The following is a 15,076-nucleotide window of genomic DNA, read 5'->3' as shown; positions in this document are numbered from 1 at the left end:
AATAGAAAAAACTATTCAATTTCTTAGCGGCTCGGCGAGAATAGTTCGTCATTGATCACTCTGATTCTTGATGCTCGTGAGTAAATCACCTCGCAGAGATGCGAAGGAAAAAACTATTCAATTTCTTAGCGGCTTGGTGAGAATGAGTTCGTCATTGATCATTCTGATTCTTAATACTCGTGAGTAAATCACCTCGTAAAGACGCAAAGGAAAAAACTATTCAATTTCTTAGCGGCTTGGCGAGAACGTATTCCGTATCCGTGGCTCTGCTCCGACAAAAAAGGATACTGTTCTGAATGAGGCTTGCAAAAGCACATAGTGTACATAACTTTTAACGATAGATGCAATCTGCATACATGGCACAAAAAAGCCCTCTCTGACTTGCGTTTGTAGGTTTAGCCGACTATATTGCGCAACTTTTTTTAGCAAGGAGCTTGTTATGTCGCTCAATTTTGAAAATAAGCTTGTCGGCGAAGGCCTCACATTTGATGATGTCCTGATCGTGCCGATGTATTCCGAAACATTGCCCAATTTGGTCAAAGTGAATACCCGCCTTACCAAAACCATTACTTTAAATATTCCCCTGATCAGCGCCGCGATGGATACGGTCACGGAATCGGAATTGGCCATAGCAATGGCCCGCGAAGGCGGCATAGGTATCGTACACAAAAACTGCTCCATCGAATATCAGGCAGCCGAAGTCGATCGCGTCAAACGTTCCGAAAGCGGAATGATCATGAAACCCATCACGCTGACACCGGAACACAAACTTTCGGACGCGTTGGATTTGATGAAGCGTTATAAAATCAGCGGTATTCCCATCACCTACGCCGACGGCAAATTAGCCGGCATTCTGACCAATCGCGATCTGCGTTTCGCCACCAACTACCAGAACCCGATTGACACCGTGATGACCAAAAATAATCTGGTCACCGCCAAAGTCGGCACGACACTGGATGAAGCGGAGTTGATACTGCACAAACACCGCATCGAAAAGCTTCTTGTCGTGGATGATAGTTATATTTTGCAGGGGCTCATCACCGTCAAAGATATTCAAAAGAAGAAAATGTATCCCCATGCGTGCAAAGATAAACACGGCCGTTTGCGGGTAGGCGGCGCCTTGGGCGTAACCAAAGATACCGTCGAACGGGCGCAAGCGCTTTTGGATGCGGGCGTGGATGTCTTGGGTGTGGATACCGCGCACGGGCACTCGCGCGGCGTATTGGAAATGGTCAAAACATTAAAACAAAAATTTCCGCAGATCGAAATTATCGCAGGCAATGTCGCAACGGCTGAAGCAACCGAAGCTTTGATCAAAGCCGGCGCGGATTGCGTCAAAGTCGGTATCGGTCCCGGTTCCATCTGTACCACGCGCGTCGTCGCCGGTGTCGGCGTACCGCAAATCACGGCGATCCTCGAATGTGCACGCGTCGCCGCCAAAGCGGGGATCCCCATCATCGCCGATGGCGGCATCAAACAAACCGGCGATATCGCTAAAGCGATCGTGGCCGGCGCCGATACGGTAATGATCGGAAGTCTTTTCGCAGGCACGGAAGAAAGCCCGGGTGAATCCGTTTTGTATGAAGGCCGTCAATATAAAGTTTATCGCGGTATGGGTTCGCTTTCGGCGATGAAGCAAGGCAGCAAAGATCGTTATTTTCAGGATGACGAAATGGATACCAATAAACTCGTACCGGAAGGTATCGAAGGACGCGTGCCGTATAAAGGCCGCTTGAGCGATGTGGTGTACCAAATGGTCGGCGGCTTAAGAGCGGCTATGGGATACTGCGGCGCGGAATCCATCGAAACGATGAAAAGCAAAACCCGGTTGATGAAAATGACCGGTGCCGGACTCAAAGAAAGCCATCCGCACGATATTTTTGTGACGAAAGAATCACCGAATTATCGGATGAACAGTTAGAATACCATCACGCCAATCGGTGTGGGGGTAATCATCGTTTAGCCGATCTACGAATAATCAGAATTTCTCTTCCGGCGTTTCATTTTGATGAAGCGCCGTATATAAAATATCATCCTGCCTTAAATTAGATAAAAACCATTGAACGCCTTGGTTTCGGCGAACGCACAAGGCCCACAAGCTTTCGTCGTCGCTGAAAAGTTTCATAATTGAAATAAAGAATGCCCTGCATCGCTTTTTTCTATAAAAGTTGTTACGTTTTTCTTTCGCGATGAAAGCCGGAAACTCGGTTAAGTTTTTTTCGTCCGATAGGAAGGATGGTTCTTTTATGTTTGTGCAAGTATCAGATGTTTGGCGGGTAGAGAATGTTACAAAAATCCTTAGATAACAGTTTTGCTTTATAGGAAGAAATAGGTATATATTAACTAATAATTGAAAGTAGTTTGCCATCCTCCAAACGAAGTGGAATTAGAAAAACAATAAAATAACCTGAAGAAAAGGTTTTCACATGACAGAATATATACCCGACATTCTAATTAATGGAACTTCATATGTATATGACAAAGGCATCTTGCCTTTAGTAGAAAAAATCGATCAACGTGTAAAACTATTAAGAAGTCAGGGAAAGTTGACTCCTGAAGTTTTAAAGCAAATTCAAAAATATTTTCGCATTAAAAACATTCACCATTCAAACGCCATCGAAGGTAATCGTTTGGATTATGGAGAAACACGAATGGTGGTAGAGCAGGGCCTAACAATTACAGGTAAACCTTTAAAAGACTCTCTCGAAGCCAAAAATTTAGCCCATGCGATGGATTTTTTTGAAGAATTGGCGTCTAAAACAGAAAGACCGATAACCGCACATGATGTACGTCAAATTCACGCTGCCATCTTAAATGGAATTGACAATGTGAATTGCGGAAAATACCGACTTTCGGAAGTTGAAATTTCAGGCTCACGATACAAACCGCCTACTTATATTAAAGTTCCTGACGAAATGGAAAAATTCTGCAATTGGTTGGAGCAAGTTACAGCATCAGAATATTTATTAACGTCAAGTCCTGTAGTTTTAGCCTGCGCTGCTCATACTTGGTTTGTCTACATTCATCCTTTTGTAGATGGTAATGGGCGAACCGCACGCATCTTAATGAATCTTGTTTTGATGAGACATGGATACCCTATTTCAATTGTAACTCGTGATGATAGGGCGAGATATTATGACGCATTAGAGACAAGTCATAGCACCGACTTAACGCCTTTTATTTCACTAATCTGTGACACTCTTGAAGAGAGTATAGATGAATATGAAAGAGCAGTTAGTGAACAACGAAACAAACTGGAGTGGGCACGCTCTTTGATGATGCAATTAAAAACCCAACAAGAGAATAAAATTAGGGTTCGGTATGATGTTTGGCAAAGCGCAATGGAACTCTTGCGAAATTACTTTAAGCAAACCGTTGACACAATAAATGAATTATCGGGCATTGTTAATGTTCAATTCATTGGGTTTGATGTGATTGATTTTGAAAAATACATGAACGCCCTACAAGGTGTAATAATTAAACGTAGCTGGTTTTTCAGACTAGATTTTGTATCAGGTCAGAGTCACTCTAGGTATATGTTCTTTTTTGGGCTACCGAGCGTACCAATGCGAAATCAAATCTCAAATGGAGTAAGTGTTTTCATTTCACGAGAAGAAAGTCCGTTTTTCTATGAGAAACTTGACCAAATAAATAATTCATCCATTCCAACATTGAGAGAAATTATGTATTCCTCAGATAACGAAAGTTTTGTTTGTCGCTATAACTTCAACAATCTTGAACACAAAAAAGTAGAGTCTTTTGGACGAGCGTTTATTGAAGAAGCAATCAAAATTCACATTAACACAAAAGCGGGCTAACACAACGTGCAACTGACGTGTGAAAGTCTGCGGAATTTACAGGCATTTTTCCGACTTCAAGTTTTTTCTGTTGTGACGCAAACGTTACTTACTCCGCAAATATTTATCACGCAATAGTATTAACAAACTACACCATAATACCACATTTTATTTTTTTGATCGTTTGCGTTTAAAGCGATACCCTTTGACCGGTTCCCACAATTCGATTTTTACGCCATTGGGGTCGAGTATCCAACCAAAAGAACCGTATTCAAAAGTTTCGATCTTACCGATTTGCTGAACTCCTTCCGCCCGTAATACTTCCATCAGTTTCTTGAGATTCTTCACGCGAAAATTGATCATAAACTGAGCGCGGCTCGGATGAAAATATTTTGTTTTTTTACTCATCGTGCTAAACGCCGTGATGCCGATCTCCTCCGTATTATCTTTTTCCAGCCACTCAAAAAAACTACCGCCGTATCCGTCGGGTTGAACCCCGAGATGCTTTTGATACCATGCCATGGTCGAACCCGGATCTTCACAACGAAAAAAAACTCCGCCTAAACCGGTAACGCGTTTCATAAAAACCTCCTTGTATATGGGGTGGGCTATAAAGGTACTTCGAAAGTATCACGTAGGATACCCAAGTTCAACAAAAATGAAAGAATTACTTGACAAAAGTCACTTTTTTTGTATATTGGAAACCAAGAAAACAAATATAGTTTTCTCGAAAATGATTAAGTAATTGATTTAGCTAGATTAAACATCGGCTAATTTTTTTGAAAAAATGGAAACTAATGAAACTTTTTAAGTTTCCAAACGTTTGAATGGGTCATTAAAATTTATTTTAAGGAGTCCAAAAGTGCCCGAAGATTTTGAAATCAGAACCCGCATTGTAAAAGCCGCTTTGGAGCTTTTTGTCAAATTTGGTTACAGCAAAGTCACTATGGACGAAATCGCTGAAAACCTCGGCATGAGCAAAAAAACCTTGTACCAGTATTTCCCAAGTAAACAAGAGTTGATACAGGGCATTATACAGTCGGCCATGCACGAATGCGATACGTTTTGTGATCGTATCATCGGCGATCAAACGATGCGTTTTGAAGATAAGTTGAGACAAATGCCGACGTATTTTTTGCGTGTCAACGGTAACCTTAGCCGTGAACTCGTAGCCGATCTGCGCAAACACTTGCCCGACATGTGGCAACAGATACACGAATGGCGCCACACGCGGATCGCGGCACAGTTTGGTCTCGTTTTGCGTGAAGGCATCAGTAAAGGTTCCATACGCAACGATATCGATGAAAAACTGATCATCATGATGTACCTCGGCATTATCGAAAACATGATGAATCCGCAAGTTATCATGCAGTTGTCTCAGTCGGCACCGCAGATTTTTGAAAGTATATGGAAAGTATTTTTCGAAGGCATCCTTACCGCCGACGCCCGTAAAACATTTTCCGTCAGCGCCACCGTCGCTTTACCCACGATTACGCCACAAGGAGTTTGATATATGAAAAGCAACCGGATATTCAAGATCGTGCTCATTTTGAGTTTTCTTTTTAGCCTAAAAATTATTTTTGCCCAATCGCAACGCGCCCTGACCGAAGAAGAGGCCGTAAAAATGGCGGTTGAAACCAGCAAACAACTGCGCATCGTCGAGATGAAAGCGCAAGGCGCTTCGGCCCGCGCGAAAGAAATGCGTACCTACCGCTTACCGTCTGCCAAACTGACGGCCGGATATACGCGTTTGAGTGAAGTACCGGACGGCGAATTTTCAATTCCGGCTAATGCTTTTGGCCCCGGTATTCCGTCCAGAGATATCGTTTCCAAAGTAGCGCCGGCTATTCTTAACAGCTACCTCCTCAAAGGTACAATACAATACAATGTATTCACGGGTATGAAACTCGAATCCAATGAAAAGGCTGCACGCCTCTCCGAAGAAGCAGCGGTTTTGGATTTTAGCAAAGAGAAAAAAGATATCGTATTTAATACGCGCACGGCGTATTGGAATCTGTTTAAAGCGATCGAATACAACAAAGTCGTGGATGAAAACCTCGAACAGGTCAAAGCCCATCTTAAAGATGCCCAAAATCTTTATGCGCAAGGTATGATCACCAATAACGATGTGCTCAAAGTGCAGGTACAGCTTTCCAATGTTCAGCTTTTACAGATTGACGCCAAAAATGCAGTCAAACTGGCAATGGTACATCTCAATAATCTGATCGGCCAATCGCTCGACACAGAGATCCAAATCGTTTCCAAAATACAAAACACGGATCGTACTTTTTCAAACTATGATTCCCTGCTCTATAAAGGTTGGACCAACCGTGAAGATGTAAAAGCTATGGAATTGCGTATTCAAGCCGGTGAAGCGTCCGTCCGTGCAGCCAAAGGTAGCTACATGCCGCAGGTATCGCTGCAAGGCAACGTGTATTATAACCGACCCAATCAACGTATTTTTCCCTCTGAAGATGCTTTTAAGTACACCTGGGATGTGGGTCTGAATGCCACTTTTGATTTGTGGAACTGGAATGCGACGGCACATCAGGTGCAGCAAGCCAAAGCGGTCGTTGAACAAACCAAAGATGCGCTCGGCCTTATCAAAGACGGTATCAGCCTGGAAGTGACCCAAAGCTATCTGGCGATGCAACAAGCCAAAGAAAAAATTTCCGTTACCCGTCAGACGGTAGAGCAGTCGGAAGAAAGCTATCGTATTACTTCCGAAAAATTTAAAAAAGGCGTCGCTCTGACCACCGATTTATTAGATGCCGAAGTTTCCGTGCTTCAAGCCAAAACGGCTTATACCAATGCGATCGTGGATTTTGAATTGGCTCAAGCGCGTCTTCAAAAAGCCATCGGACAAAACGAATAATTTTTAAATAAAAAACTATAAAATGGAGTTTTATATCATGCGTAAACTAAAAATAACACTCGGGATTTTTGCGGTCATAGCTTTTATTGCGCTCGGTTTGTGGAATAACAAAGTGCGCAGCGCTTCCAAAATGAATGCTTCGATCGCGATCACATCGGTTTCCGTATCCGTCGCACCGGCGGTCATGGAAAAAATCGATCAAGCGATATCCGTCGTCGGTACGATCACGGCCAATAATGACGTGGCCATCGTATCGGAAACACAAGGTCGTGTGGTGAGCGTCAATGCCAAAGTCGGCGATCAATTAGGCGCCGGATCGGTCATCGCACAGGTGGATGACGAACTAAAAAAAGCCAATTACCTGCTTGCCGAAGCAAACTATCAAAAAACAAAAAAAGACCTCGAGCGCAACGAAGAACTTTTTAAAAACAACGCGATCTCGACCAGTCAGATCGAATCTTCGCGCCTGGCTTTCCAATCGGCCGAAGCGCAATACATCGTGGCACGCCGTCAGTACAATGATACGCGTATCACGACTCCGATCGGCGGCATCGTTTCGTCCCGTTCGGTTGATTTCGGAACGATGGTCGTTCCCGGCACCGTGATTGCCAATGTCGTGGATGTTTCGAAACTGAAAGTAAAAATCCAATTGGCCGAGCACGACGTATTTAAAATCAAAAACGGCGATAAAGCTGTGGTCTCCACCGATGTTTATCCCGGGATGGAATTTGAAGCCCGTGTAGAAAACATCAGCGCCAAAGCGGATGAAGCGCACACCTATCCGGTCGAACTGAGCCTCAACAATAATTCCAAAAATCCGCTCAAAGCCGGAATGTTTGCCCGCGTTGACTTTAAAACATTTGTAGAACGTACATCCGTAGTCATCGCACGCGAAGCTTTGGTCGGCAGCTTAAAAAAACCGCAAGTATTCGTAGTCGAAGGGGATAAAGCCGTACTGCGTAATATTGTGGTAGGCGTTGCATCCAGTCACAAAATCGAAGTATTGAGCGGTCTCAAAGAAGGCGAAAACGTGGTGATCAAAGGACAAAACAACCTCCAGGATCAATCCACTATCCGTGTCGCCCAGTAACATTTTAGTGTGTAACGCTATCCAACGAAGCAGGAAAAATAAAAAATGAGTATAACAGAATTAGCCATAAAGCGTCCGTCCCTGATCGTCGTGATCTTCGGTGCGCTTACGGTGCTTGGTATTTTCGGATACAATCAGCTCAGTTATGAACTGTTGCCAAAATTTGCACCACCGGTAGTCACCATCAGTACGATTTATCCCGGCGCTTCTCCATCCGAAGTGGAAAACTCCGTCAGTAAACCGATCGAAGAAGCCGTCTCCGGTTTGGATAATGTCTCCCGTATCAATTCGACTTCCCAGGAAGGTTTTTCGCTGGTATTTGTTCGTTTGACTCAATCTGCCAATATTGATCTTGCATTGCAGGAAGCGCAACGCAAAGTCAACGGTATCCTTGCGACCATGCCCCGCGATGTCAAAACACCGGTCATTACCAAATTTGCATTGGACGAATTCCCGGTATTGCGTATGGGTGCGACCAGTTCGATGGGTCCGCGTGAATTTTATCAATTTCTCAAAGACCGCGTCGTACCGCGCATCGCCAAGCAATCCGGTGTCGCACAGGTCACTTTGGTCGGCGGTAACGAGCGCGAAATCAAAATCAATCTGGATGCGCAAAAAATCAAATCTTACGGCCTATCACTGGCACGCGTAGCCCAAACGATCAAAGCCTCTAACCTTGATTTTCCGACCGGCAATATCAAACAAGAAGGCACCCAGTTTGTCGTTCGCGTTGCGGGAAAATTTGAATCTGTCGAAGCGTTGAGCTTACTTGTCGTCGGACGCTCCAAACAAGGCGGAGATATCAAGTTATCCGATGTCGCTGAAGTGCATGATGGTCAAAAAGACATGTCAACCTTGAGCCGAATTAACGGAAACGAATCCATCGGTATTTTGGTTCAAAAACAATCCGATGCCAATGCCGTGCGCGTAAGCGAACTTGTTCGTGCGGAACTCGTAAGCATGGAAAAGGATTATGAAAACATAAAATTAAAAATTACGATCGCTCAAGACGGTTCCCAGTTTACCGTGGATGCGGCAAATGCGGTCAAATTTGATTTGATGCTGGCCATCGTACTGGTTGCGTTGACCATGTTTTTGTTTTTGCACAGCGTTCGAAATTCGATCATCGTGATGATCGCGATCCCGGCGTCACTTGTTTCCACATTTTTTGCCATGTACCTGCTGGGATTTACTCTCAACCTGATGACCTTGCTCGCGTTGTCGTTAGTCGTAGGTATTCTGGTGGACGACTCGATCGTCGTGCTTGAAAATATTTATCATTATTTGGAAAAAGGCTTAAAACCGCGCGATGCAGCGATCACCGGACGTAACGAAATCGGTTTCGCGGCGTTATCCATCACGCTCGTGGATGTGGTCGTATTTGTGCCGCTGGCCATGACCACTGGCCTTATCGGAAACATCATGCGCCAGTTTGCCATCGTAGTTACGGTTTCCACGATGATGAGTTTGTTTGTTTCATTTACAGTGACTCCGCTTCTCGCTTCGCGTTTTTCCAAACTGGAGAGAATGACGAACGGCACTTTTTTAGGTCGTTTTGCATTATGGTTTGAAGCCCTCTATGAAGCATTTAAAAATCATTATCTGCGTTTGTTGCGTTGGGCTTTATCCCATCGCAAAACCGTAGTCACCGCAACGGTGCTTTTGTTTTTCTCGAGCTGTGCGTTGGTTCCCTTTGGATTTATCGGTAATGAATTCGTTACCCAGGGCGATCGCGGTGAATTCGCCGTTTTCCTCGAACTTCCTTCGGGTGCGACCATCGAGTCAACCAATCATGCGACACAACAGGCCGAAAAGATCATTACCGCGATGCCTGAAGTGAGTAAAGTATTTACCAATGTCGGCGCATCCAGCGACGGATTTCTTACGATGTCGTCGAATAATATTTCCGAATTGAATGTTACGCTGGTGGACAAATCCGAGCGTACCAAATCAACGGATGAAGTCGGAGAACTGATCAAAGCGCGCATCGCCGAAATTCCGGGAGTTAAAGTGCGCGTAAATCCGATCGGTATTTTTGGCACGGCCAATCAAACTCCGATACAAATCGTGGTCAGCGCAACCAATGAAGCCGACATGAAACACGCCGCGGACCGGGCGATGCAAATTTTGGCCGCGGTACCCGGCGCAACCGACGTCAAACTTTCAGCCGAAGACGGCAAACCCGAAACGCGCATCGAAGTGGATCGTCAAAAAATGGCGGCTTTCGGTCTGACCATCGCCGATATCGGGCAAACGCTACGCATTGCGTTGACCGGCGATGAAGATTCCAAATTTCGCGACGGCGCCAACGAATATACGATACGCATTCGCCTCGACGAATTTGATCGTTCTAACCTCAACGACGTGCGCCATCTGAGTTTTATCAATAGCCGTAACGAACAAATCGAACTCCAACAATTTGCATCGATTTATCAAACGGCCGGCCCTTCCAAATTGCAACGTCAGGATCGTATCGGTTCTATAACCGTGATGGGACAGGTGCTCGGACGTCCGAGCGGTAATGTGGTGCAGGATTTCCAAAAAGCCATCGCTTTGGAAAAAGATAAACTCGGTAAGGATGTTACATTCACTTATCTCGGCGATGAAGAAAACCGATCGGAAGGTTTCGGCAGTATGGGATTGGCTTTTCTTGCCGGCGTACTTTTCGTTTATCTTATCATGGTGGCGCTGTACGATTCATACCTGTATCCGTTTGTGGTTTTATTTTCAATCCCCGTGGCCGGCGTGGGCGCGTTGCTTGCGCTTGCCTTAGCCATCAAGTCACTCTCAATCTTTTCATTACTCGGTATGATCATGATGATCGGTCTGGTTGCGAAAAACGCCATCTTGCTTGTCGATCGTACCAATGACATGAAAGCGCAAGGGATGCAAACCTATGATGCTTTGATGGAAGCCGGCAGCGCACGACTCCGCCCCATTCTGATGACCACGATGGCGATGGTGATCGGTATGTTGCCTATTGCTTTAGCCAGCGGCGCCGGTGCGGAATGGAAAACAGGTCTCGCCTGGGCTTTGATCGGCGGTTTGACGAGTTCGATGTTCCTCACGTTGATTTTTGTACCGATCGTGTATCTGAAGTTTGATGATTGGAAAAACAGAGTTCCTCAGTTTTTCAAACGCGTTACGGGTAAACATAGCGAACCCGTCATACTGGCTACCGGCTCCAACGGTCATTATGGAAAAGCCGAAACGGTAAAATCAGAAGCGTAAGATCATGCGGTAGTTTTTTTGAATTACAAATTCATGTTTGTTTACAAACGGTTACACGTCCACCCGGTGTAACCGTTTTTATTTTACTTTTTTATCCTTGCAATATATCCATCGCCCGTTTAATTTACTTCATACGGTACTCGCCATTTCATTTTATTATATCTATGGTTTCTTCATCACAGTGTTTTTTCTGCGGCAGTGCGGAAGGTTTTGTGTTTGTGCATGGACATTACCGGTGCCGCCGCTGTCACAATGTTCAAATCCGCTGCTGTGAAGGCGAGTCCTGCCAGACAACAAACAACGACACGAAGGATAACATCGTTTTTTCTAATTTAAAGCAGGCCGTACATGGATAAATTTATTCGCCGTCTCATCCCGCAAGCGGTTGGGATAACATGCATGGTCATCGGCTGGTGGATCAGTATCGTTAATGTCGGATTGGATAAATTTGTTTCCAGTACGATCGTCAATAAATGGACGATGATCGGCTTACTGCTGATCATCATCGGCGCGTATATCCCGCAAATCTGGATTTTTATTTTGAATAAATTAAATAAATAACCGTCTATGTGGAGGTGTCGGAGGAAACTTCGAGCGTTCACAGCAAAAAGGGGCCGTTTCGCAAGAAACTACCCCTTTTTCGTTTTTAAAACATTGCAACTATGATCTTCACAAACTTCACGCGCTCTTGTATTCTGCGGCTCGTGTGCTGTATCTCTATATCGGCCCCGTTCCTAAACGCACAAGAAAATGATTCGTTACAAACCCGCATCAAAAAAAATTTTCTTGTCATCCCCGCTCTGTTTTACACACCTGAAACAAAGTTAGGCTATGGCGCCATTGCGGCTATTTATTTTCGTAAACCGTTTCCTGAAAATGCCAAACCTACAACGCTAGTACCGTCGGTTATATATACACAAAACAAACAATTCACCGCCGGATTGTATGCCGATCATTATTGGGATCGCGAAAAATATCACGGCACTACAGAAATTACATTTCTCAAATACCCGGATGTACTCTATGGTGTCGGCCCCGATACACCCGATTCGTCGCTGGAAAAATTTACGCCGCGCACATTTAAGTTTTCGCTTATTCTCCAAAAGCAGTGGAAACCTAAGTTCTACGCGGGTTTACAATACGAAATTGACCACACACGTATTATCGAACGCGAGAATACCGGGATTTTATCCAACACCTCAACGGAAGGCTCACGCCGCGGATTGCGCTCGGGACTTGGTTTTATGGCCAACTACGACACCAGAGATAATACGCAATATCCTACCTCCGGCGGCAATATTATCGTTTCATTTGTACCGTTTCAACCATGGCTCGGCAGTGATTACAGTTACAACCGGATCATTGTTGACGCACGACGCTATTATCCTTTCTTTCGAAATCATATCGCCGCCGTTCAAATGTATTTTTTTCAAGAGACCGGTAAACCGCCCTTTACTGATTTAGCTTTATTTGGCGGGCAAATGATGATGCGGGGTTATCGTTACGGCCGGTACCGGGATCGCGGAATGTTTGTCACACAAACAGAATATCGTTTTCCCGTATATTGGCGCTTCGGCGGTGTGATTTTTGGCAGTTATGGCGATGTAGCCCACCGTATAAGTGACTACCGGATTACCGATCTTAAAACTTCTTACGGTTACGGCATTCGTTTTGCATTTGACGAAAATGAAAAACTGAATCTGCGTTTGGATTTCGGTTACGGCAAAAAAACTTCCGGATACTATATCAGCATCGGTGAAGCTTTTTGATAACAGATGCGCGGATTAGGATTTGGCCGAACGGCGTTTGAAAAATACCGGAATCGTATTGATTATAGCGGCTAAAATATAAGCATAAGGCAGATATTTTTTTCCTTGAGAAAAATAATCCATCGCTGCTATGAGGATAACAAACGTGCCAACCCATGTCAGCCACACTTGTTTTTGCATCACTACGTGAAGACTGATCCGCCATACGGCAATATACAGCGCCACGCATAACAGATACAGCGACGCCATCGCGTACCGCTGCTGATCTAAGGCATCAAATCCCGACAAAAAAAGAACAAAAACACTGACGATGATTCCCAATTGTGTCAGACGCTGACGCATATGATTATCCTTTCACCTGATCCAATAACAACGCATTATCAGGAAATCGCTGAATAAGTTCAAGAACCTGCTTCATCGCTTCGCGCGGTTGTATGCGGGCGAGTGACCTCCGCAAGGTTTGATGCCGCATCGTATCGTTGCCAAACAAAAGCTCTTCATTACGCGTACCTGATTTATTCAAATCAATCGCAGGAAAAATACGTTCGTCCGAAAGCTCGCGCGAAAGCACAAGCTCCATATTACCGGTCCCTTTGAATTCCTGAAAGATCAATTCATCCATACGGCTGTTGGTTTCGATCAATGCCGTTGCAAGAATCGTCAGTGATCCGCCGTGCTCTATATTACGCGCCGCTCCGAAAATACGTTTGGGAATCTCAAGTGCGCGTATGTCAACGCCGCCGGACAGCGTTCGTCCGCTGCTTTTTTGTTGCACATTGAATGCGCGGCCCATGCGTGTAAGCGAATCCAGCAAAAGAACAATATGTTTACCGGCTTCGACTTTGCGCTTGGCGTATTCGAGTACGAGTTGTGCAAGACGAATATGTTGCGCCCCCGCGCTGTCGCTGCTGCTGGCAAAAACCTCACCGCGTATAGACCTGCGCATGTCGGTCACTTCTTCAGGACGTTCATCGATCAGCAAAACGATCATAGTGATGTCGTCGTTATTCATCGAAATGGCGTGCGCCAATTCCTGAAGCAATCTTGTCTTACCTGCTTTGGGCGGCGCTACGATCAACCCTCTCTGACCGCGTCCAATCGGGCAAAAAAGATCCACCACACGCATGGAGGTGTTTTGTTCGTGCCCTGTCAGACTAATCCGATCCTTGGGTTGGATCACTTGCAAAGTTCCGAAATCCTGCACCGATTTCCATGCTTCGGGATCCATACCGTTCACACTCGTAATCGTAGCGACACGTGTATTGCCTTTGTCGCCGGGCGCTCCTGTTCCTTCAACGAGAACACCGGGGCGCAGACGATTTTGAGTGATTATTCCGGGCGGTACAAAAACATCTTTCGGTGACGGCGATAGCGTCAAGCTGAGCGTGCGAATAAATCCAAAACCTTTGGGATCCGTTTCCAATATCCCGGAGAATACTTCAGACATAACAATGTAATTGGGTAATAATGATAGAATTCAATTTGAAATCAAAAAGATAAAAACATGATAGGCACCGGGACGTTTATAATCAAGCGGTTTATTGATCTATTTTAAAAGTAATGGAATATAGTTTTTTCAGAAACTACTTTACGCGTACCGTTTTACTTCATGCCCAACTATCTAAGCAAGGAGGCTTTCTGTGGAAACCGGTACGATTCTCGGTTTTTTAAAAAACCTGAAAAAGAATAATAAAAAGGCCTGGTTTGATACCCATCGCGATGATTACGCTATGGCCAAGATGTCGTTTGAAAATTTTGTGGGCGATCTGATCGGCGATATGACCGTGGTGGACCCGTCGTTGGCTTCTTTGCAACCCAAAGACTGTATATTCAGAATATTCCGTGATACGCGTTTTTCCAAAGACAAAACACCCTACAAAACCAACTTTGGTGCTTTCCTTGCACCGGGCGGACGTAAATCCAGCGGAGCGGGATATTACATTCACATCGAACCCGGCGCTTCCATGCTGGGTGGGGGTTTGTACATGCCGCCATCGGATATTCTTCTCAAAATGCGTAACTATGTGGCGGAAGAAGCCGACGGCTTAAAAAAAATCATCAAGGCACCCGTATTCAAAAAATATTTTAACGCGCTCCAACCGGAAAAATTGAAAACTATGCCCAAAGGTTTTCCGGCTTCGCACCCGCATGCCGAATGGCTTAAATACACGAGTTATGTCGTGTTGCATAAAATATCCGACAAAGAACTTTCCAACCCGCGTTTTGAAGAACATGTGATCAAAGGGTTTAAAGCCATGAAGCCTTTGTGTGATTTTATCAATGACGCGGTGTCACAATAATTCGGTTTTTGAGC

The 15,076-nt window shown here is 44.9% G+C and carries 12 protein-coding genes; 9 read left to right on the top strand and 3 right to left on the bottom strand.

Annotated elements, in window-relative coordinates; genetic code table 11:
- Positions 1-439 precede the first annotated feature (439 nt).
- A complete protein-coding gene (gene guaB, locus HUU58_04545) occupies positions 440-1,921 on the top strand; it encodes an IMP dehydrogenase (protein NUN44931.1) in 1,482 nt (493 codons plus the stop codon).
- Between the two features lie 505 nt (positions 1,922-2,426).
- Positions 2,427-3,818 (top strand): Fic family protein, encoded by a 1,392-nt coding sequence (locus HUU58_04540; GenBank protein ID NUN44930.1) that lies wholly within the window; start codon positions 2,427-2,429, stop codon positions 3,816-3,818.
- 147 nt (positions 3,819-3,965) lie between these two features.
- Here the strand turns inward: HUU58_04540 and HUU58_04535 are convergent, their stop codons facing one another.
- Complete coding sequence (locus tag HUU58_04535; GenBank protein ID NUN44929.1) at positions 3,966-4,379, bottom strand: VOC family protein; 414 nt, start codon at positions 4,377-4,379, stop codon at positions 3,966-3,968.
- A gap of 280 nt (positions 4,380-4,659) precedes the next feature.
- On the opposite strand from HUU58_04535, the gene HUU58_04530 reads away from it, so the two are divergent.
- The 6 genes from HUU58_04530 to HUU58_04505 all read left to right on the top strand — a co-directional run bounded on the left by HUU58_04530 (position 4,660) and on the right by HUU58_04505 (position 12,762).
- Positions 4,660-5,307, top strand: a complete 648-nt coding sequence (locus HUU58_04530) for a TetR/AcrR family transcriptional regulator (protein NUN44928.1) — start codon at positions 4,660-4,662, stop codon at positions 5,305-5,307.
- 3 nt (positions 5,308-5,310) lie between these two features.
- Positions 5,311-6,672 carry a TolC family protein gene (locus HUU58_04525; GenBank protein ID NUN44927.1) on the top strand — a complete coding sequence of 454 codons (1,362 nt, stop codon included), beginning with the start codon at positions 5,311-5,313 and terminating at the stop codon, positions 6,670-6,672.
- Between the two features lie 37 nt (positions 6,673-6,709).
- Entirely contained in the window at positions 6,710-7,762 is a 1,053-nt protein-coding gene (locus tag HUU58_04520) for an efflux RND transporter periplasmic adaptor subunit (GenBank protein NUN44926.1), read from the top strand.
- A 45-nt stretch (positions 7,763-7,807) separates the two neighbouring features.
- Positions 7,808-10,993, top strand: coding sequence for an efflux RND transporter permease subunit (locus HUU58_04515; protein ID NUN44925.1), 3,186 nt, complete (start codon positions 7,808-7,810; stop codon positions 10,991-10,993).
- A 348-nt stretch (positions 10,994-11,341) separates the two neighbouring features.
- Complete coding sequence (locus HUU58_04510; GenBank protein NUN44924.1) at positions 11,342-11,554, top strand: hypothetical protein; 213 nt, start codon at positions 11,342-11,344, stop codon at positions 11,552-11,554.
- 101 nt (positions 11,555-11,655) lie between these two features.
- Entirely contained in the window at positions 11,656-12,762 is a 1,107-nt protein-coding gene (locus HUU58_04505; protein ID NUN44923.1) for a BamA/TamA family outer membrane protein, read from the top strand.
- Between the two features lie 15 nt (positions 12,763-12,777).
- Here the strand turns inward: HUU58_04505 and HUU58_04500 are convergent, their stop codons facing one another.
- Both HUU58_04500 and rho read right to left on the bottom strand, forming a co-directional pair.
- Positions 12,778-13,104 (bottom strand): hypothetical protein, encoded by a 327-nt coding sequence (locus tag HUU58_04500; GenBank protein NUN44922.1) that lies wholly within the window; start codon positions 13,102-13,104, stop codon positions 12,778-12,780.
- Positions 13,105-13,108: 4 nt separating this feature from the next.
- Positions 13,109-14,209, bottom strand: a complete 1,101-nt coding sequence (gene rho, locus HUU58_04495; protein ID NUN44921.1) for a transcription termination factor Rho — start codon at positions 14,207-14,209, stop codon at positions 13,109-13,111.
- Between the two features lie 193 nt (positions 14,210-14,402).
- On the opposite strand from rho, the gene HUU58_04490 reads away from it, so the two are divergent.
- Positions 14,403-15,062, top strand: a complete 660-nt coding sequence (locus HUU58_04490; GenBank protein ID NUN44920.1) for a DUF2461 domain-containing protein — start codon at positions 14,403-14,405, stop codon at positions 15,060-15,062.
- The last annotated feature ends 14 nt before the right edge of the window (positions 15,063-15,076 follow it).

The sequence above is a fragment of the bacterium genome (assembly GCA_013360215.1).
GTDB lineage: Bacteria > CLD3 > CLD3 > SB21 > SB21 > JABWCP01.
This window is presented reverse-complemented; position numbering and strand designations above follow the sequence as displayed.

Bases quoted from the DNA above. Each gene is read 5' to 3' on its own strand.
- HUU58_04535 (NUN44929.1), bottom strand. From the start codon at position 4,379: ATGAAACGCGTTACCGGTTTAGGCGGAGTTTTTTTTCGTTGTGAAGAT.
- HUU58_04505 (NUN44923.1), top strand. From the start codon at position 11,656: ATGATCTTCACAAACTTCACGCGCTCTTGTATTCTGCGGCTCGTGTGC.
- HUU58_04510 (NUN44924.1), top strand. From the start codon at position 11,342: ATGGATAAATTTATTCGCCGTCTCATCCCGCAAGCGGTTGGGATAACA.
- HUU58_04525 (NUN44927.1), top strand. From the start codon at position 5,311: ATGAAAAGCAACCGGATATTCAAGATCGTGCTCATTTTGAGTTTTCTT.
- guaB (NUN44931.1), top strand. From the start codon at position 440: ATGTCGCTCAATTTTGAAAATAAGCTTGTCGGCGAAGGCCTCACATTT.
- rho (NUN44921.1), bottom strand. From the start codon at position 14,209: ATGTCTGAAGTATTCTCCGGGATATTGGAAACGGATCCCAAAGGTTTT.
- HUU58_04540 (NUN44930.1), top strand. From the start codon at position 2,427: ATGACAGAATATATACCCGACATTCTAATTAATGGAACTTCATATGTA.
- HUU58_04520 (NUN44926.1), top strand. From the start codon at position 6,710: ATGCGTAAACTAAAAATAACACTCGGGATTTTTGCGGTCATAGCTTTT.
- HUU58_04515 (NUN44925.1), top strand. From the start codon at position 7,808: ATGAGTATAACAGAATTAGCCATAAAGCGTCCGTCCCTGATCGTCGTG.
- HUU58_04500 (NUN44922.1), bottom strand. From the start codon at position 13,104: ATGCGTCAGCGTCTGACACAATTGGGAATCATCGTCAGTGTTTTTGTT.